Below are 18955 nucleotides of genomic sequence, written 5' to 3' on the forward strand. Positions count from 1 at the left end.
GCATGGAACATGTAATTGAAATGAACAACATTCGAAAAGAGTTTAATGGTTTCGTAGCAAATGACAACATCACTCTGAAACTGGCAAAAGGTGAAATCCATGCCCTGCTCGGCGAAAACGGTGCAGGAAAATCGACGTTGATGAATGTGTTGTTTGGTTTGTATCAACCAGAAGGCGGCGAAATCAAAGTCCGTGGCAAACAAGTGAAGATAACCGACCCGAACGTAGCCAATGATCTAGGTATCGGGATGGTGCATCAGCACTTTATGCTTGTTGAGAATTTCACAGTGACAGAGAATATTATTCTCGGAAGTGAGCCTGTAAAAGGCGGAAAAATTAATATTAAAGAAGCAGCAAAAAAGGTACAGCAATTATCAGAACAATATAAGTTAAGTGTTGATCCATATGCGAAAATTGAAGATATTTCAGTAGGAATGCAACAACGTGTCGAAATCTTAAAAACATTATATCGGGGCGCAGAAATTTTAATTTTTGACGAACCGACAGCGGTATTAACACCGCAGGAAATCAAAGAACTTATCCAAATTATGCATAGGCTGATTGAAGAAGGAAAGTCGATTATTTTAATTACTCATAAGCTAAAGGAAATTATGCAAGTATGTGATCGCTGTACAATCATCCGTAAAGGAAAAGGGATTGGAACAGTCAACATTGCAGAAACAAATCAAGATGAGCTTGCTTCATTGATGGTAGGCCGTGAAGTACATTTTAAAACTGAAAAAGGGAAAGCAACGCCTCAAGGTGAGGTGTTAACGATAAAAGACTTAGTCGTCCAAGATTCACGACAAGTTCAAGCCGTAAAAGGCTTGGATTTGACTGTAAGATCAGGAGAGATCGTTGGGATTGCCGGTGTCGATGGGAATGGGCAATCAGAGTTGATTGAAGCGATTACAGGTCTTCGAAAGGTTGAATCTGGAACAGTAACGCTAAATGGAAAAGACATTACAAATAAACCGCCAAGAAAAGTGACTGAATCAGGGGTTGCTCACATTCCGCAAGATAGGCATAAACATGGGTTAGTGCTTGACTTTGCAATTGGCGAAAATATGGTGCTGCAAACCTACTATCAGAAGCCTTATTCAAATATAGGCGTGTTAAGTCAGTCAAAAATTTATGAAAAGGCTCGTGAGCTGATTAAAGAATACGACGTACGTACACCAGATGAATATACCAAGGCAAGAGCATTATCTGGAGGAAATCAGCAAAAGGCAATTATCGCTCGTGAAGTAGACCGGAGTCCTGACCTTTTGATTGCAGCTCAGCCGACACGCGGGCTTGATGTCGGGGCAATTGAATTTATTCATCAAAAATTAATTGAAGAGCGTGACAAGGGGAGAGGAGTTCTCCTTATTTCCTTCGAGCTTGAGGAAGTTATGAATGTCAGTGACCGAATCGCAGTTATTTATGAAGGGAAAATTGTGGATATCGTAGAACCGGAAAAAACTACTGAACAGGAACTTGGCTTGTTAATGGCTGGCGGTCGTCGTGAGAAAGCAGGTGAGCGTTAATGCAGCGTTTATTATCGAATCCTCGGTTTGTAAATATCCTTGTGCCGATCTTATCTGTCTTACTTGGTTTGCTTGTCGGTGGCATTATTATGCTCGTCAGTCAGTACAACCCATTGGTCGGGTATGGAGCATTGTTGAACGGGATTGTCGGAGATTCCTATGTAATGGGGGAAACAATTCGTGCGATGACTCCGCTTATTCTAGCCGGCTTATCCGTCGCATTTGCCTTTCGGACAGGGCTTTTCAACATTGGGGTTGAAGGGCAAATGCTTGTTGGTTGGTTGGCATCTGTTTGGGTTGGGATTGCACTAGAAGGACTTCCGAAACTCGTTCACGTGCCGCTTGCATTGCTTGCAGCAGCGGTCGCAGGGGCGCTGTGGGGCTTTATCCCAGGCATTTTAAAGGCGAAATTTCGTGTTCATGAAGTTATCGTCACGATTATGATGAACTATATCGCATTATATGTTACAAACTCGATGATCCGTAATTATTTGCTTGTGCCAGGTGAGCGGACAGAAACGATCCAGCCGAGTGCATCGCTTGCTTCAGAGTTTCTGCAAACGTTAACGGACTTTTCACGTGTACACTATGGGATCATTGTTGCACTGCTTGCAGCGGTTGTTATGTGGTTCTTGCTTGAGAAGACGTCCAAAGGGTATGAGCTTCGTTCTGTCGGCTTTAATCAGCATGCATCTCAATATGCAGGTATGAATGTACAGCGTAATATTATCCTTTCCATGTTGATTGCTGGAGGCTTTGCAGGTGTTGCTGGTTCGATGGAAGGGCTTGGTACGTATCAGTATATGACAATTAACGGCGGCTTTACAGGTGTTGGTTTCGATGGAATCGCTGTTGCATTGCTTGGTGCGAATACCGCATTAGGTGTTATTTTCGGTGCTGCGTTATTTGGCGGCTTAAAAATTGGCGCGCTTACGATGCAGTCCTCAGCAGGCGTTCCGACCGAGCTTGTAGAGATCGTAATTGCTTTAATTATTTTCTTCGTTGCCTCAGGCTATATGATTCGCGTTGCGCTGAACCGCTTTAAGAAGGAGGGGAACTAAATGGACATTTTGCATATCTTAGAAATCATCGTTCCCGCAGCCATTTTTTACGCGGCGCCTCTTATTTTCACAGCGCTTGGCGGAGTATTCAGTGAACGTTCTGGTGTCGTTAACATTGGACTTGAAGGACTTATGCTTATGGGTGCCTTCGTTGGAATTATAAGCACCCTTTCCTTAGAAAGCTCGTTAGGTGCCGCTGCTCCGTGGGTTTCATTACTTATCGCGGCGGTTGTTGGTGGTCTATTTGCTGTTCTTCACGCAGTAGCATCTGTTACGTTGCGTGCTGACCAAGTTGTCAGCGGGGTTGCAATTAACTTCTTAGCGGCAGGCTTAACGGTCTTCTTAATTAAAAAGATCTATGGAAAAGGTCAAACAGACTTTATTGATTTTCGTATTTATAAAACAGATATCCCTTTCTTAAGTGATATCCCGATTATTGGTCCGTTATTTTTTAGTGATGCGTACGTCACATCCTATATTGCGGTTTTCCTTGCGTTTGTCGTCTGGTATGTCATCTTTAAGACACCATTCGGACTTCGGCTTCGTGCGGTTGGGGAACACCCGATGGCAGCTGATACGATGGGTGTGAAAGTAAATCGGATGCGTTATATTGGTGTCATTCTTTCAGGGGTCTTTGCCGGTCTCGGTGGTGCAGTATATGCCACATCGATTTCAGGGAACTTTAGCCACAGCACCATTTCAGGACAAGGCTTTATGGCTTTAGCTGCCATGATTTTCGGAAAATGGCATCCGCTTGGCGCTTTAGGAGCGGCTCTCTTCTTTGGGCTTGCTCAGTCATTAAGTATTACAGGTGAGCAGCTACCGTTGCTGCAGGATATTCCGAAAGTATTCTTAACAATTGCGCCATATGTTTTAACGATTTTAGCTTTAGCTGGCTTTGTCGGTCGTGCAGACGCACCAAAAGCAATTGGAAAGCCTTACGAAAAAGGACAACGCTAATAACGATAACCCTCTGCTTATGCGGAGGGTTTTCCTTTATTCTCATCATTTAGAAGTGGATTTCTTGCAAATTATCTATATAAACGAGAAAATAGAACGAAAGTATAGCGCATACATAGCATTTTTACAGGAAAACAGTGCTATACACGGGTTAATTTGTAGGTTGGAAACATAAGCTAGAAGCAAACCGTACATAATGGTGAACATTTAGGATGTTAAGGAGGAATGATGATGCAGGTTATGAATGAGTTGCGGAAAGTGTTGGACGGATTGACTGTCCATACGATTGAAACGCAAAAATATAAAACAAACGGTATCGTGTTAAAAATGAAAGCACCTCTTCAGGAAGAGAATGTAACCGTGCGTTCATTACTACCGCATGTGATGGAATCAGGAACAACGACATATCCGACTGCAGCAAAGCTACGTGCGAGGTTGGAAGAATTGTATGGTGCTGCTCTTTCTTCTGAAGTAAGCAAAAAAGGTGAACATCATGTGATTACTTTTCGCATGGATATTGCCAATGAAAAATTCCTTTCGTCTAATGAAGCGTTATTAGAAGAAGGTGTGAAATTGTTAGCAGAAGTTCTTTTGCACCCTCTCTTAGAAAGTGGTCAGTTCCAAGCTAAAATTGTGGATCAAGAAAAGCGTTCATTAAAGCAGCGTATTCAATCAATTTATGATGATAAGCTCCGCTACGCGAATATGCGCCTTGTTGAAGAAATGTGTAAGCATGAACCATATCGTCTGAATGTTCACGGAAATATTGATGAAGTGGACGGGATTACAGGGGAAGCGTTAATTGCTGCGTATACCCGTATGCTTGAGCAAGATGAAATCGATCTTTATTTCATCGGTGATTTAGAAGAAGATGAAGCAGTTCGTTTAGCACAAACGTATTTTAAATTACCACATGCTAATAAACGAAGTGAAAAGACATCAAATGTTGCACAGTATATCCCTGAAAAAGAGCAAGAAATTATTGAAGACCAAGATGTGAAGCAAGGTAAGCTTCATATCGGCTATCGTACAAATGTCACTTTTGGTGATGATGATTACTACGCACTTCAACTGTTTAACGGTTTATTTGGCGGCTTTTCACATTCTAAGCTGTTCATTAATGTCCGTGAGAAAGCTTCACTGGCTTATTATGCGGCATCACGGGTTGAGAGCCATAAAGGCTTGATTTTTGTAATGAGTGGGATTGAACCGAAAGAATATGAGAATGCCTTAACAATTATCCGCAAGCAGATGACAGATATGAAAGAAGGTAACTTCACAGACGATGAAATTGCCCAGACAAAAGCTGTGCTTCGCAATCAAATGCTTGAAATGATGGATACATCACACGGATTTATCGAAATGCTCTATCACAACGTCGTCTCTGGGGTAGACCGTGCTCCACAGGAGTGGTTAACAGGCATCGAAAACGTGACGAGAGAAGACATCATAAAAGTCGGTAAGAAGATTCATTTCGATACCGTTTATTTCTTAAAAGGAACGGAGGGTGCCTAATGGATGTAAAACATTTTAAACAACTCGATGAAAAACTATACTTTGAAAAAATGGACAATGGACTTGAGGTCTACGTCCTACCGAAAAAAGGCTTTCAGAAAACATTTTCAGTTTTTACGACAAAATATGGTTCGATCGATAACCACTTTGTGCCGCTTGGCGAAACGGAACCGACAAAAGTGCCGGATGGAATTGCCCATTTTCTAGAGCATAAGCTATTTGAAAAAGAAGACGGGGATGTGTTTCAGCAATTTAGCAAGCAAGGTGCTTCAGCAAATGCGTTTACATCCTTCACACGGACAGCTTACTTATTCTCTTGTACATCAAATGTGTCTGAAAACTTAGAAACACTTGTTGATTTCGTGCAGGACCCATACTTTACGAAGGAAACAGTAGAGAAGGAGAAGGGGATTATTGGGCAAGAGATTACGATGTATGATGATAACCCTGATTGGCGCGCTTATTTTGGTGTGATTGACAATATGTATCATAACCATCCCGTTAAAATTGATATTGCAGGTACGATTGAATCGATCGCTGATATAACTGCTGAATCCTTATATACGTGCTATAACACGTTCTATCACCCAAGCAATATGCTGTTGTTCGTTGTCGGAGCGGTTGAGCCTGAAGAAATTTTAGAACAAGTACGTAACAACCAAGCAAAAAAATCATATAAGGACCAGCCCCCAATTGAGCGCTTTACGGATGAAGAGCCGGAAGATGTAGCTGTGAAAGAGAAGACACTTCATATGTCTGTACAGCGCCCGAAGTGTATGACAGGCTTTAAAGGTGTTGTGTCTAATAAAAAAGGTCGTGAAAAATTAAAGCATGAGCAGACAATGAAAGTGCTGCTTGATATGTTGTTCGGCAAGAGCTCGCCATTTTATGAAGAACTATACGAATCAGGGTTGATCGATGAAACGTTCGGCTATGATTACACTGAAGAAGATAATTTTGCCTTCTCATTGTTTGGCGGAGACAGCACAGAGCCTGAAAAGCTTGCTGAGCGAATTCAACAAATTGCTCTTAATGAACGGGACCGGGCTTTAACAGAAGAGCAACTAGAGCGCATCCGCCGTAAGAAAATTGGTTCATTTTTACGTTCCTTAAATTCACCTGAATTTATCGCAAATCAATTCACACGCTTCCAATTCCATGAAATGAATCTATTTTCAGTTGTTCAAGTATTGGAAGAGATGACGCTGAATGATATTGAAGTGGCTGCTGCAGAATTGTTCCATGCAGAGCGATTTTCGAAATTTTATGTGCTTCCAAAAGAAAGTCAGTAATTGGTCTTAGGAGAAGCGGCATGACGGAAAAGTGGGCACTGATTACAGGTGCAAGCGGTGGAATTGGCAGTGAGGCTGCAAGAAAATTGGCGAGTATGGGCTTTCACTTGTATTTACACTACAACCAGGATGCAGAATCAGTACAGAAGTTAAAGGATGAACTGCCTGTCCCTGTCGAAATCATCCAGGCAGATTTTTCAGCACAATACGGGGTAGAGGAATGTGTACGACGCATTTCTCGTCCTCTTCACACGATCGTTCATAATAGCGGAAAAAGCGTGTACGGGATGATTAATGATATGCGTCATGAAGATGTGCAAGAAATGCTGCAGCTTCATTGTTCGTCTCCTTACTTGCTTACAAAAGAACTACTCCCGCAAATGATTTCACAAAGGTGTGGTCGTATTGTCTTCGTTACATCCATTTGGGGTGAAGCAGGTGCCTCTTGTGAAACGTTATATTCGATGGTGAAAGGCGGGCAGAATGCTCTTGTGAAAGCACTTGCCAAGGAAGTTGCTCCGAGCGGCATAACAGTCAATGCTGTCTCACCTGGTGCAGTAGCTACCAAAATGATGGACGGATTCAATGAAGAAGAGTTGCAAATGATTTGTGATGAGATTCCAGCAGGACGGCTTGCGAAAGCAGAAGAAATTGCTCAATTGATCGGCTTTCTTTGTTCAGAGGAAGCTTCTTATATTCAAGGTCAAGTGATCGGAGTGAATGGCGGCTGGCATACGTAGTTTTTCATTCTTTGCGTATAAACGCAACATTTGAAGAGAAACTATAATTGATTCTATCCATAAGGAGTGAAGACAATGTCAGTACTAGATAACTTCGACACATGGAAAGGTTTCTTAGGTCAGCGCCTGAATCAAGCACAGCAAGATGGGTTAGATAATGCAACAGTTTCAAACGTTGCATATGAAATCGGTGATTACTTAGCGAAGCAAGTTGACCCGAAGAACCCAGAAGAGCGTATTCTAGCTGAACTTTGGCAAGTCGCTACACCTGAAGAGCAACATGCCATTGCGAACATGATGGTTAAGCTTGTAAAAAATGAAGCTAAGTAACGACATGCTAACGAAAAAGAGAGGAGCTTCCTCTCTTTTTCTATATTCGTACGTATGTTTGTACTTAGAGGTTCCTTACTTGAACTTCGAACACTTCCTACGTTAAAGGGTTTTATATTGGTCAAAAATCATTTATTATAGAAATAACTGCTAACGAACTTGAAATACGACATACGATACATGAACTTATGACAGAAATATGCTTTAATAGTAGAGGAGAGGTAAAATGGCAAAAAAAGAATGGTATTTAGAATATGAAATTTCTATCAATCGCCCAGGTCTGCTTGGTGATATCTCTTCTTTGTTGGGGATGCTTTCAATTAATATAGTTACGATTAACGGGGTGGATGACCGCCGTCGTGGTTTATTATTACTGTGTGAGGCAGATGAACAAATTAAGCGACTTGAATCGATTCTTCATACAATCGATAACATAAAAATCACGAAATTACGAGTACCGAAACTGCGTGACCGTCTTGCTGTGCGGCATGGAAGATACATACATCGTGAAAAAGATGACAAAAAAACATTCCGATTTGTTCGAGATGAGCTTGGTTTGCTCGTTGATTTTATGGCAGAATTGTATATGAAAAAAGGGCATAAGTTAATTGGTATTCGCGGAATGCCTCGTGTCGGAAAAACAGAATCAATTGTCGCAGCAAGCGTATGTGCAAATAAGCGCTGGTTGTTTGTTTCATCGACATTATTAAAGCAAACTGTCCGCAGTCAGTTGATTGAAGATGAATATAATGAAGATCACCTTTACATTATTGATGGGATTGTTTCGACAAGACGTGCATCTGAACGCCATTGGCAGCTTGTTCGTGAAATTATGGCGTTAGAAGCAACAAAAGTGATTGAGCATCCTGATATTTTTGTACAAGAGACGGAATATAAGCTTGAAGATTTTGATTACATTATTGAATTGCGTAATGATTACGATGAAGAAATTACATATGAAGAAGTTGAGCAACAACGCTTCTCATCGGACTTCGGCTTTTCGGCTTTTGATTTTTAATGATTGTGAAATGGAACGTATTGGATGGTGTTATCATTGAGTGAATTGGGACAGCGATTAAAGCAAGCGAGAGAAGAAAAGAATTTAACAATTGACGGTTTGCAAGAAAAGACAAAAATACAGAAGCGCTACCTTCACGCCATTGAAGAAGGTAATTTTTCCGTAATGCCGGGAAATTTTTATGCACGGGCATTTATTAAGCAGTATGCTGAAGCGGTGGGGTTAGATTCGGAAGCGTTATTCGATGAGTATGCTTCTGAAATCCCAAAAGCAGACGATGATGTTCCTGATCGTCTTTCGCGTGTAAACCGTGAGAAGCAGCAAGTATCAAATAAAGGGGCAAAGTTTTTTTCGTTTCTGCCTACACTGTTAGTCGTTGTCTTGTTGTTAGGCATCGCTGTATCCATTTGGGTGTTTTCATTAAAAAATGACAGCCCTGATGATGTTACCGGGGAAGTGGAAACAACTGAGGATGGCTTTGACGAAGAAATTTCGATTGAAACGCCTAGTGAAAACGGTCAGGATGCCCCTGCTGAAAATGAAAATAACAAAGATGAAGCAGAAGAAAAGACCGACAAAGAAGACGAAAAAGAGAAACCAAAAGAAGATAAGGCGGACATGAAGCTTGAGCAAGTCAATCAATCTAGTGCAGGTACGCCTACCACAACATTTGAATTAAGTGGTACAGATAAGTTTGAGGTGGAGTTGATTTCCAATAAACCAGATGGCAGAAGTTATGTCGGTGTGGAAAATGGTAATGGGAAATCATTCTATGCACAGGAACTGAATAGTGGCAACAGTAAAACGTTTGATTTCACCTCAGAGTCAGAGGTGGAGTTAAATATCGGTCGTGCCACAGATGTTGATATTAAGGTGAACGGTCAAAAGGTGGAATATCCATATCCTGCTGCTGAAACGGTGCATCAAAAACTAGTTATTCAATTTAAAAAATAATGGTCTTGCAGAGAGGAGTCATCATTTGGATGGCTCTTTTCTTTCAGTCATAAGAAGTTTCGATAAGAAAAGGGAAAATGATTTACATAAACGGCGGTTTCCTGTAACTTATATCGGGAATAAGTGTATTATTTAATGCTTGAAAAAGATGGAATGGAGGATATAGTAGTGAATCTACCAAACAAAATCACACTATCACGTATTATTTTAATTCCAATTTTTATGCTTTTTATGCTTGCGAACCTACCATTTGGAACAGTTAACATTGGTACGGAAGCTGTACCTGTTGCTCATGTCATTGGCGCAGCTATTTTTATTTTTGCGGCTTTGACCGATTGGGTGGATGGCTATCTTGCACGTAAATACAACCTTGTGACAAACATGGGGAAATTTCTTGATCCACTTGCGGATAAGCTGCTTGTTTCAGCTGCATTAATTTCATTGGTTGAAATGGGATTTGCAGCAGCTTGGATGGTAATCGTCATTATTGGACGCGAATTTGCGGTTACAGGCTTGCGTCTTGTAGCAGCAGCAGAAGGGGAAGTGCTTGCTGCAAGTCAGCTCGGAAAGATTAAAACGACTGTCCAAATGGTAGCGATTGCTGCACTATTATTCCATGACCAGCCGTTTGCTTCATTTGGTTTCCCGTTAGGCATGATTGCTCTCTGGTTAGCGGTGTTCTTTACGATTCTATCAGGCTGGGATTATTTTTATAAAAATCGCGTTATTTTATTGAAAAGTAAATAGACAGGAGTGTATAAGTATGAATGCAGAAATCATTGCAGTAGGTTCAGAGCTACTTCTTGGGCAGATCGCCAATACAAACGCACAATTTCTTTCATCACAGCTTGCAACACTCGGCATCAATGTGTACTACCATACAACGGTTGGAGATAATCCATCAAGGCTAAATAAAGCAATTGAAACAGCAGCAAACCGTGCTGATGTGATAATTTTTACAGGTGGGCTCGGACCGACAAAGGATGACTTAACGAAAGAGACGATTGCAGATTATTTAGATAAAGAGCTTGTCGAAAATGAATTTGCGCTTGAACGGATTAAGGCGTATTTTGAGCGTACAAATCGCACGATGTCTGCCAATAATCGGAAGCAAGCACTTGTTTTAAAGGGAGCGGAAGTGTTCCCAAATGATAATGGCATGGCACCTGGTATGGCGTTAAAACAAAAGAAACAAACATTTGTACTGCTTCCAGGACCACCGAGAGAAATGAAACCAATGTTTAAAAACTATGTCAGCTCGTTTCTTTCTTCGCAACTAAGTGAACAAGCTGTTATTGCGTCAAAAGTGCTTCATTTCTTTGGAATTGGCGAGGCACAGCTTGAAACAGAATTGGAAGATTTAATTGATAAGCAAACAAACCCGACGATTGCTCCGCTCGCAGCGGATGGAGAAGTAGTGCTTCGTTTAACAGCCAAGGCAGATAATCATAAGGCTGCTCATGAGTTGATCAAAAAAACAGAAGATGAGATTTTAGCACGTGTTGGAGAATTTTTCTACGGCTATGACGATACAAGCTTAATTCGTGAATTGTTAAAAACATTGCAATTACAAAAGGTAACAGTCGCTTCTGCAGAAAGCTTAACAGGCGGAATGTTTGCTGAATGGCTGACCTCTCAAGGTGGCACATCAGCTATCTTTAAAGGCGGTGCGGTCACGTATACAAATGATGCGAAAAGCAATGTTCTCGGTGTAAGTGAAGAAACGCTAGAGACATACGGAGCTGTTAGTGAACAAGCAGCAAAGGAAATGGCTGAAAAGGTACGGTCGTTATTCCAAGCGGATATCGGGCTTAGTTTTACAGGCGTAGCAGGACCGACTGAACAGGAAGGGAAACCGATTGGAACGGTTTATATCGGAATTGCCCAAGGTGATGACACAAAAGTCTATGAATTAAATTTAGGCGGTAGCCGTGAAGCAAATCGCATCCGTTCTGTTAAGTATGGATGTCATTATCTTTTGCATTTACTAAAAGAATCGAAATAAGTCAAAAATCGTATTTCTGTGCCTCTTTTTGAACAGAAATACGATTTTCTTAAGGCAGAAAAATGCTTTCTGCATAGGGTTTTGTGCAGAAATTGCGAATAAGTGTTCGTTTTTTTCTTGGCAAATGATTAAAAACACGATATGATAATGATAGTTTCAGAAGGAAGAGGAGGAAATTACGTGAGTGATCGTCAAGCTGCGTTAGATCATGCATTACGTCAAATAGAAAAGAATTTCGGTAAAGGTTCAATTATGAAATTAGGGGAGCAAACGGATCGAAAAGTATCCACGATTCCGAGTGGTTCACTAGCATTAGATATTGCCCTTGGTGTTGGCGGCTATCCGCGAGGCCGTGTCATTGAAGTTTACGGTCCTGAATCTTCAGGTAAAACAACTGTTGCCCTGCATGCAATTGCAGAAGTACAATCACAAGGCGGAACAGCGGCATTTATTGATGCGGAGCATGCAGTTGATCCGGTATATGCCCAAAAGCTTGGAGTTAACATCGATGAACTGCTTCTTTCACAGCCTGATACAGGTGAGCAGGCATTAGAAATCGCAGAAGCACTTGTACGAAGCGGTGCTGTTGACATTGTCGTAATCGATTCGGTTGCAGCGCTTGTTCCAAAAGCAGAAATTGAAGGGGAAATGGGTGATGCGCACGTCGGTTTGCAAGCACGCCTAATGTCTCAAGCACTTCGTAAGCTGTCAGGTGCAATTAACAAATCCAAAACAATTGCTATTTTCATTAACCAAATTCGTGAAAAAGTCGGCGTTATGTTCGGTAATCCTGAAACAACGCCAGGTGGACGTGCGTTGAAATTCTATTCGTCTGTCCGCTTAGAAGTTCGCCGTGCTGAAAGCTTAAAGCAAGGTAACGATATGGTTGGAAATAAAACAAAAATTAAGGTTGTCAAAAATAAAGTCGCACCTCCATTTAAGCAAGCTGAAGTTGATATTATGTACGGAGAAGGTATTTCGAAAGAAGGCGAATTGCTTGATATCGGTACAGACTTAGATATCGTCCAAAAAGCAGGGGCCTGGTATTCTTATCATGACGAACGGTTAGGACAGGGTCGCGAAAACGCGAAACAGTTCTTACGAGAAAACCCTGACATCCGTTTGGCTATTCAAGAACAAATCCGTAAGCATTATGATCTAGATACAGGCGCCGCCGACACAGCAGAAGCTGAGGGACAAATGTCACTAGACGCCGATGAATAATATACTGAACAGGGAAGGATAACTTCCCTGTTTTTCTATGCTGTCGGGTTTCTCTCTTTTTTTGTAAAGGCTCCAGTGAACAATATTTCTAAGCGGCCCGCCTTCCGCTTTTCGAGATGTCCAGCTGCGGCGAATAGGGGCTCGAGGTCATAAGTCAGCCTGCTATGGGAACAAAAGGCAGTTCCCTCCGCATTCTGCCTTATGCTTGTCGCCCCTGTTCAATTCGCCTCCGCTTTTCGTAACTGTTATAGTGGATTTGGTGAAACAGTGAACGGCAATCTCTTGACAAGCATTTCTGCCAACTTTACAATTAATATGTAGAATTTCAAAATGAAACATTTGAAATTGAAATGGCTTTGTGCTGTATGTCTAGCTTCTTAGCAGCCTATAAAATGCCGACACAATGAACAGAAGTGCGTTTACATGAGCTAGTGTGGCGTACGTATAAGTAAGATACAGCAAGAGGAGGTGAATAGCTTGGATTCAACTTTAATCATCTCCATTTTGCTTGCCATCATCGTCGGTGCAGTTGTTGGATATTTCGTGCGAAAATCAATTGCAGAAGCGAAAATTTCGAGTGCCGAGCATGCAGCGCAACAAATTATTGAAGACGGAAAACGCGAAGCTGAGGCAACGAAGAAAGAAGCGCTTCTTGAAGCGAAAGACGAAATTCATAAACTTCGTACAGAAACAGAACGCGATACGCGTGATAGACGTACGGAGCTTCAAAAGCAAGAGAATCGTTTGATGCAAAAGGAAGAAACGCTAGACCGCAAAAGCGAAACACTTGATCAGCGTGAGTTAACGCTTGAAAAGAAAGAACAAACTCTCGCAGCGAAACAACAGCAAATTGAAGAAATGGAAAGCAAAGTGGAAGAGTTGTTGCATAAGCAGCAGCAGGAATTAGAGCATATTTCCCAGCTTAACTCGTGAAGAAGCACGAGAACTAATTATTGAACAAACTGAAAATGAGCTTACACATGAAACCGCAATGATGATTAAGGAAAGTGAAAATCGCGCGAAGGAAGAGTCAGATAAGCGTGCGAAAGAAATCCTTTCCCTTGCAATCCAACGCTGTGCAGCAGACCACGTAGCTGAAACAACCGTTTCAGTGGTTAACCTGCCGAATGATGAAATGAAAGGACGCATTATCGGTCGTGAGGGACGTAATATCCGCACGATTGAAACATTAACAGGTATTGATTTAATTATTGATGACACACCTGAAGCTGTAATCCTTTCAGGGTTTGATCCAATTCGTCGTGAAACAGCACGGATTGCACTTGAAAAGCTAGTGCAGGATGGGCGTATCCATCCAGCAAGAATTGAAGAAATGGTTGAAAAGTCTCGCCGTGAAGTGGATGAATACATCCGTGAAATCGGTGAAGAAACAACATTTGAAGTAGGCGTTCATGGCCTGCATCCAGACTTGATTAAGATATTAGGCCGATTGAAATATCGCACAAGTTATGGACAAAATGTCTTGAAGCATTCAATGGAAGTGGCCTATCTAGCTGGCTTAATGGCAGCAGAGCTTGGAGAAGACGAGAGCCTTGCCCGCCGTGCTGGCCTATTGCATGATATCGGTAAAGCAATTGACCATGAAGTGGAAGGCAGTCACGTTGAAATTGGTGTCGAACTGGGAACAAAGTACAAAGAACATCCAGTTGTCATTAACAGTATTGCTTCTCACCATGGTGATACAGAGCCGACATCGATTATTGCTGTCCTTGTTGCAGCCGCAGATGCACTTTCAGCTGCGCGCCCTGGTGCTCGCAGTGAAACATTAGAAAACTATATTCGCAGGTTAGAAAAGCTCGAAGATATCTCAGAATCATTTGAAGGCGTGGAAAAATCATTTGCTATCCAGGCAGGACGTGAAGTTCGCATAATGGTAAGACCTGATTCAGTTGATGATTTAGAAGCGCACCGTTTAGCAAGGGATATTCGGAAGAAAATCGAAGATGAACTTGACTATCCAGGTCATATCAAAGTAACAGTCATTCGCGAGACGAGAGCTGTTGAATATGCAAAATAAAGTGGTGTAATGCCACTTTATTTTTTTGTCATTTTTTAAGAGAAGAGTGGGCAGGCTTTGACATGCCAGAATTGCTGTGCAACACTTAAGAATGACTAAACGTACATTATATATGTGAAGGAGTATTTTACATGAGAATAATGTTCATCGGTGATGTTGTCGGTTCACCAGGACGAAACATGGTAAGAGAGTTTGTACCGAAATTAAAGAAGAAGTATTATCCTGATCTAACGATTATTAATGGAGAAAATGCCGCAGGCGGTAAAGGTATCACACAAAAAATTTACAAGCAGCTTTTGGATTCAGGAGCACAAGTCGTGACACTTGGAAATCACGCATGGGATAATCGTGAAGTATTTGAATTTATCGATGATGCTTCAGCACTTGTACGCCCGGCAAACTTTCCAGAAGGAACGCCAGGGAAAGGATACCGCATTATTAATACGAATGGTGTGGAAGTAGCTGTGATTAACCTACAAGGCCGTACCTTTCTACCGGCTATTGATTGTCCGTTTCGTAAGCTAGATGCCATTCTTGAAGAAGTATATAAGCGCACTCCGCTTGTATTCATTGATTTTCATGCGGAGGTAACAAGTGAAAAACAAGCGATCGGCTGGTATGTGGATGGCCGAGCGTCAGCTGTTGTCGGAACACATACACATGTCCAGACAGCGGATGAACGGATTCTGCCACAAGGAACTGCTTATTTAACAGATGCCGGGATGACAGGTCCTTACGACGGTGTGCTTGGCGTAGATCGTGACGCCGTGCTGCGTAAGTTCTTAACACAGCTGCCTGTTCGGTTTGAAGTTGATAAGGAAGGCCGCAATCAATTAAGCGGTGTCGTCATTGATGTTGATAAACAAACAGGAAAGGCGAAGAAAATTCAGCGCCTTCTCATCAACGATGATCATCCATTTTTTGAGTAGAAGTTCTTATTTTCGAAAAATTCACTCCTTTTAGCAGGAATATAACCTCCTTTCGTGAATATAGTGAGTAGGGATAATAAAAGACCACTAAATCACACAAGGAGGTTCCAGAAATGGAAATATTAAAAGTTTCAGCACAATCAAATCCAAACAAAGTAGCTGGTGCACTATCAGGTGTTATCCGTGAACGCGGTGGCGCAGAAATTCAAGCTATTGGTGCGGGTGCATTAAACCAAGCAGTAAAAGCAGTCGCAATTGCAAGAGGCTTTGTTGCTCCTAGCGGTCTCGATTTAATTTGTATTCCTGCATTTACTGATATATTAATTGATGGTGAAGAAAGAACAGCGATTAAATTAATCGTAGAACCTCGATAAATGAAGAAAGCCTGTTTGTTCACAAGAGAACAAACAGGCTTTTTTATATCATATAGAAAGGTGGAGACGAGTTAGTTGAAAATCTTTGATGCCCACTGTGATGTTTTATATCAATTATGGAAAGATCCGACATTGTCTTTTGAAGATTCCCCACACTTACATATTACATATGAACAGCTGCAGCAGACAGGTGGGAAAGTGCAATGCTTTGCGATTTTTGTGCCTGACGATGTCCCATATGGAACGAAATTCCAAGCAGCATTACAAATGGTCGATATCTTTTACAAAAAAGTGATCGAACCGTTTGCAAAGATGAAGCCGATTTTAACTCGTCATGACTTAACTGCACTGCAAAGTGATGAAATAGGAGCCATTTTGACGTTAGAAGGGGTAGATGCAGTCGAAGGAAGTGTTTTAAATTATGAAACGCTACTGCGCTTAGGTGTCCGCTCTGTCGGGCTTACTTGGAATTATGCGAACTTAGCAGCAGATGGTGTATTAGAAGAACGTGGAGCAGGCTTATCATCTTTTGGGAAAAGGTTAGTTGCCATTAATAATGCCTACAACCTTTGGACTGATGTGTCGCATTTATGTGAGCAGGCTTTTTGGGATGTAATGGAAACAGCACACAAGCCAATTGCAACCCATTCGAACGCCAAGGCGCTTTGCGGTCATCCACGTAACTTAACGGATAATCAAATAAAAGCGATGTTTGAACACGATGGACGTATTGGTGTGACCTTTGTACCGCAATTTTTGTGTGATAATGAACAAGCTGCCTTAACAGACGTCCTTCATCACCTCGATCACCTCTGCTCACTAGGTGGAGAAGATTATGTCGGCTTTGGGTCTGACTTTGATGGAATCGATAAGACAGTTAAGGGGTTAGAACGCTATCATACCTATGAAAAACTTATCAATGCATTACTGAATAATTATTCAGATTCACAAGTGGAAAAATTTCTTTTTTCGAACTTTTACAACGATTTTCTCGTTTAATCGTAGAATTGAATGAAAATACACAAAGTTGTCAAAAATAATATTCTAGTACTTGCATTTTTGATGCGATAGGTCTAGAATTGAAATCGTTTAGTACATATCTAATTTCACTTCACTTCGAAAAAGCGCGAATGAAAGAGTACGTGTTTTAAAGTGGACGGAAAATAGTTAGAATAGTGCTACAATAAAATTATACAAAGATTTGTAATAATGATTGCATAACTAAAGGGGTGTAAAAAATGATCAATCAACTTTCATGGAAAGTTGGCGGACAACAAGGGGAAGGGATTGAAAGTACAGGTGAGATTTTTGCCATTGCTTTAAATCGCCTTGGCTATTATCTATATGGCTATCGTCACTTCTCTTCACGTATTAAAGGTGGACATACAAATAACAAAATTCGTGTCAGCACGACACAAGTACGCTCAATCTCAGATGATCTTGATATATTAGTAGCGTTTGACCAAGAGACAATTGATGTAAACTTCGACGAACTTCACGAAGGTGGGGTTGTAATTGCAGACGCTAAATTCAACCCAACAATCCCAGAAGGCAGCAATGTAACGCTATATGCGGTACCATTTACTGAAATTGCAACAGAGCTTGGCACATCATTAATGAAAAACATGGTTGCTGTTGGCGCCTCAAGTGCAGTCCTTGATCTTGAAGTGGAAGAGTTCCGTGAAGTTGTTCAGGAAATCTTCGGCCGTAAAGGTGAAAAGATTGTCGAAAAAAACATGGAAGCAATCAAGCAAGGTGCTCAGTACATAAAGGAACAATCAGGCGGCAACGTTCAAATGATGCAGCTTGAAAAAGCAGACGGCAATAAACGCCTGTTCATGATCGGAAACGATGCGATTGCAATGGGCTTCCTATCAGGCGGCGTTCGTTTCATGCCTGCATATCCAATTACACCTGCTTCTGAAATTATGGAATATCTTATTAAGAAGCTTCCTGATTTCGGTGGAACGGTTATTCAAACTGAAGATGAAATTGCAGCTTGTACGATGGCAATCGGTGCAAACTATGCAGGTACACGTGCGGTAACAGCTTCAGCTGGTCCTGGTCTTTCTCTTATGATGGAAGCAATCGGGCTTTCTGGTATGACAGAAACACCACTTGTTGTTGTTGATACACAGCGTGGCGGCCCAAGTACAGGTCTTCCAACGAAAGTTGAACAATCAGACCTTATGGCAATGATCTTTGGTACACACGGTGACATTCCAAAAGTTGTTATGGCACCAAGTACGGTTCAAGAAGCATTCTATGATGCAATTGAAGCGCTGAACATTGCTGAAGAGTATCAATGCCCAGTTATTCTATTAACTGACCTACAAGTATCATTAGGTAAGCAAACAGTTGAACCTTTAGATTACAGTAAGATTGAAGTTCGTCGTGGAAACTTCGATCCGAAGGCAGAGCTTCCAGAGCTAGAGCCAAAAGAAAGCTTTAAGCGTTATGCAGTAACAGAAGACGGTGTCTCAAAACGTGTTATTCCTGGTATGAAGCATGGTATTCACCATGTAACTGGAGTGGAACATAGTGAAAACGGGCGCCCGTCAGAGGTTGCTGAAAACCGTAAAGCACAAATGGATAAACGTTTGCGCAAGCTAAACAACCTAGCTGAAAAATTCCCTACACCAGTACATGTTGATGCTAAGCATGATGAAGCTGACGTACTGATCGTAGGTTTTAACTCTACGCGCGGTGGAATTGAGGAAGCAATGGGACGTCTTGAAGCAGATGGTTACAAAGTAAACCACGCTCACATTCGTTTAATTCACCCATTCCCGGTTGAGCAAATGAAACCACTAGTGGAATCAGCGAAGAAAGTTGTCGTTGTTGAATATAACGGTACAGGCCAATTAGCAAGCATCGTTAAGATGAACCTTGGCCATCATGATAAAATTGAAAGTATGCTTAAATATGACGGTAATCCGTTCAAGCCGAACGAGATTCACCACAGAATTAAGGAGATGTTCTAATC

Annotated in this window: 16 protein-coding genes and 1 pseudogene; all 17 read left to right on the forward strand. The window is 41.5% G+C overall.

Annotation, left to right across the window (positions count from 1 at the left end; genetic code table 11):
- The first annotated feature begins 2 nt into the window (after positions 1-2).
- Positions 3-1529 carry an ABC transporter ATP-binding protein gene (locus LC040_05700; GenBank protein ID WLR52396.1) on the forward strand — a complete coding sequence of 509 codons (1527 nt, stop codon included), beginning with the start codon at positions 3-5 and terminating at the stop codon, positions 1527-1529.
- A complete protein-coding gene (locus LC040_05705; GenBank protein WLR52397.1) occupies positions 1529-2590 on the forward strand; it encodes an ABC transporter permease in 1062 nt (353 codons plus the stop codon). Before LC040_05700 ends, LC040_05705 begins: the two co-directional genes overlap by 1 nt.
- Positions 2591-3550 carry an ABC transporter permease gene (locus LC040_05710; GenBank protein WLR52398.1) on the forward strand — a complete coding sequence of 320 codons (960 nt, stop codon included), beginning with the start codon at positions 2591-2593 and terminating at the stop codon, positions 3548-3550.
- Positions 3551-3781: 231 nt separating this feature from the next.
- On the forward strand, positions 3782-5065 hold the full coding sequence (locus LC040_05715) for a pitrilysin family protein (GenBank protein ID WLR53207.1): 1284 nt from the start codon (positions 3782-3784) through the stop codon (positions 5063-5065).
- Positions 5065-6357 (forward strand): pitrilysin family protein, encoded by a 1293-nt coding sequence (locus LC040_05720; protein ID WLR52399.1) that lies wholly within the window; start codon positions 5065-5067, stop codon positions 6355-6357. The genes LC040_05715 and LC040_05720 overlap by 1 nt, the downstream gene beginning before the upstream one ends.
- Before the next feature lie 20 nt (positions 6358-6377).
- A complete protein-coding gene (locus LC040_05725; GenBank protein WLR52400.1) occupies positions 6378-7097 on the forward strand; it encodes an SDR family oxidoreductase in 720 nt (239 codons plus the stop codon).
- A 75-nt stretch (positions 7098-7172) separates the two neighbouring features.
- The gene (locus LC040_05730) at positions 7173-7427 is read left to right on the forward strand and encodes a DUF3243 domain-containing protein (protein ID WLR52401.1); all 255 of its coding nucleotides are present in this window, start codon (positions 7173-7175) and stop codon (positions 7425-7427) included.
- 226 nt (positions 7428-7653) lie between these two features.
- A complete protein-coding gene (locus LC040_05735) occupies positions 7654-8445 on the forward strand; it encodes a YmfK family protein (protein ID WLR52402.1) in 792 nt (263 codons plus the stop codon).
- Positions 8446-8472: 27 nt separating this feature from the next.
- Positions 8473-9399 (forward strand): DUF4115 domain-containing protein, encoded by a 927-nt coding sequence (locus tag LC040_05740; protein ID WLR53208.1) that lies wholly within the window; start codon positions 8473-8475, stop codon positions 9397-9399.
- A gap of 135 nt (positions 9400-9534) precedes the next feature.
- A complete protein-coding gene (gene pgsA / locus LC040_05745; protein WLR52403.1) occupies positions 9535-10146 on the forward strand; it encodes a CDP-diacylglycerol--glycerol-3-phosphate 3-phosphatidyltransferase in 612 nt (203 codons plus the stop codon).
- 16 nt (positions 10147-10162) lie between these two features.
- A complete protein-coding gene (locus tag LC040_05750) occupies positions 10163-11404 on the forward strand; it encodes a competence/damage-inducible protein A (GenBank protein ID WLR52404.1) in 1242 nt (413 codons plus the stop codon).
- A gap of 180 nt (positions 11405-11584) precedes the next feature.
- Positions 11585-12628: a recombinase RecA gene (gene recA, locus LC040_05755; protein ID WLR52405.1), complete on the forward strand. Its 1044-nt coding sequence runs from the start codon at positions 11585-11587 to the stop codon at positions 12626-12628.
- 477 nt (positions 12629-13105) lie between these two features.
- A pseudogene (rny, locus tag LC040_05760) lies at positions 13106-14666 on the forward strand (ribonuclease Y).
- A 131-nt stretch (positions 14667-14797) separates the two neighbouring features.
- Positions 14798-15595 carry a TIGR00282 family metallophosphoesterase gene (locus LC040_05765; GenBank protein ID WLR52406.1) on the forward strand — a complete coding sequence of 266 codons (798 nt, stop codon included), beginning with the start codon at positions 14798-14800 and terminating at the stop codon, positions 15593-15595.
- A gap of 113 nt (positions 15596-15708) precedes the next feature.
- Complete coding sequence (locus LC040_05770) at positions 15709-15969, forward strand: stage V sporulation protein S (GenBank protein ID WLR52407.1); 261 nt, start codon at positions 15709-15711, stop codon at positions 15967-15969.
- Positions 15970-16044: 75 nt separating this feature from the next.
- The gene (locus LC040_05775; GenBank protein WLR52408.1) at positions 16045-16968 is read left to right on the forward strand and encodes a dipeptidase; all 924 of its coding nucleotides are present in this window, start codon (positions 16045-16047) and stop codon (positions 16966-16968) included.
- 239 nt (positions 16969-17207) lie between these two features.
- The gene (locus LC040_05780) at positions 17208-18953 is read left to right on the forward strand and encodes a 2-oxoacid:acceptor oxidoreductase subunit alpha (GenBank protein ID WLR52409.1); all 1746 of its coding nucleotides are present in this window, start codon (positions 17208-17210) and stop codon (positions 18951-18953) included.
- The last annotated feature ends 2 nt before the right edge of the window (positions 18954-18955 follow it).

Source organism: Bacillus tianshenii (genome assembly GCA_020524525.2).
Lineage (GTDB): Bacteria > Bacillota > Bacilli > Bacillales > Bacillaceae_N > Bacillus_AV.

Excerpts from the sequence above, each read along its gene's own strand:
- LC040_05730 (WLR52401.1), top strand. The coding sequence starts at position 7,173 with ATGTCAGTACTAGATAACTTCGACACATGGAAAGGTTTCTTAGGTCAG.
- LC040_05720 (WLR52399.1), top strand. The coding sequence starts at position 5,065 with ATGGATGTAAAACATTTTAAACAACTCGATGAAAAACTATACTTTGAA.
- LC040_05765 (WLR52406.1), top strand. The coding sequence starts at position 14,798 with ATGAGAATAATGTTCATCGGTGATGTTGTCGGTTCACCAGGACGAAAC.
- LC040_05705 (WLR52397.1), top strand. The coding sequence starts at position 1,529 with ATGCAGCGTTTATTATCGAATCCTCGGTTTGTAAATATCCTTGTGCCG.
- pgsA (WLR52403.1), top strand. The coding sequence starts at position 9,535 with ATGCTTGAAAAAGATGGAATGGAGGATATAGTAGTGAATCTACCAAAC.
- LC040_05715 (WLR53207.1), top strand. The coding sequence starts at position 3,782 with ATGCAGGTTATGAATGAGTTGCGGAAAGTGTTGGACGGATTGACTGTC.
- LC040_05780 (WLR52409.1), top strand. The coding sequence starts at position 17,208 with ATGATCAATCAACTTTCATGGAAAGTTGGCGGACAACAAGGGGAAGGG.
- LC040_05750 (WLR52404.1), top strand. The coding sequence starts at position 10,163 with ATGAATGCAGAAATCATTGCAGTAGGTTCAGAGCTACTTCTTGGGCAG.
- LC040_05700 (WLR52396.1), top strand. The coding sequence starts at position 3 with ATGGAACATGTAATTGAAATGAACAACATTCGAAAAGAGTTTAATGGT.
- LC040_05735 (WLR52402.1), top strand. The coding sequence starts at position 7,654 with ATGGCAAAAAAAGAATGGTATTTAGAATATGAAATTTCTATCAATCGC.
- LC040_05725 (WLR52400.1), top strand. The coding sequence starts at position 6,378 with ATGACGGAAAAGTGGGCACTGATTACAGGTGCAAGCGGTGGAATTGGC.
- LC040_05770 (WLR52407.1), top strand. The coding sequence starts at position 15,709 with ATGGAAATATTAAAAGTTTCAGCACAATCAAATCCAAACAAAGTAGCT.
- LC040_05710 (WLR52398.1), top strand. The coding sequence starts at position 2,591 with ATGGACATTTTGCATATCTTAGAAATCATCGTTCCCGCAGCCATTTTT.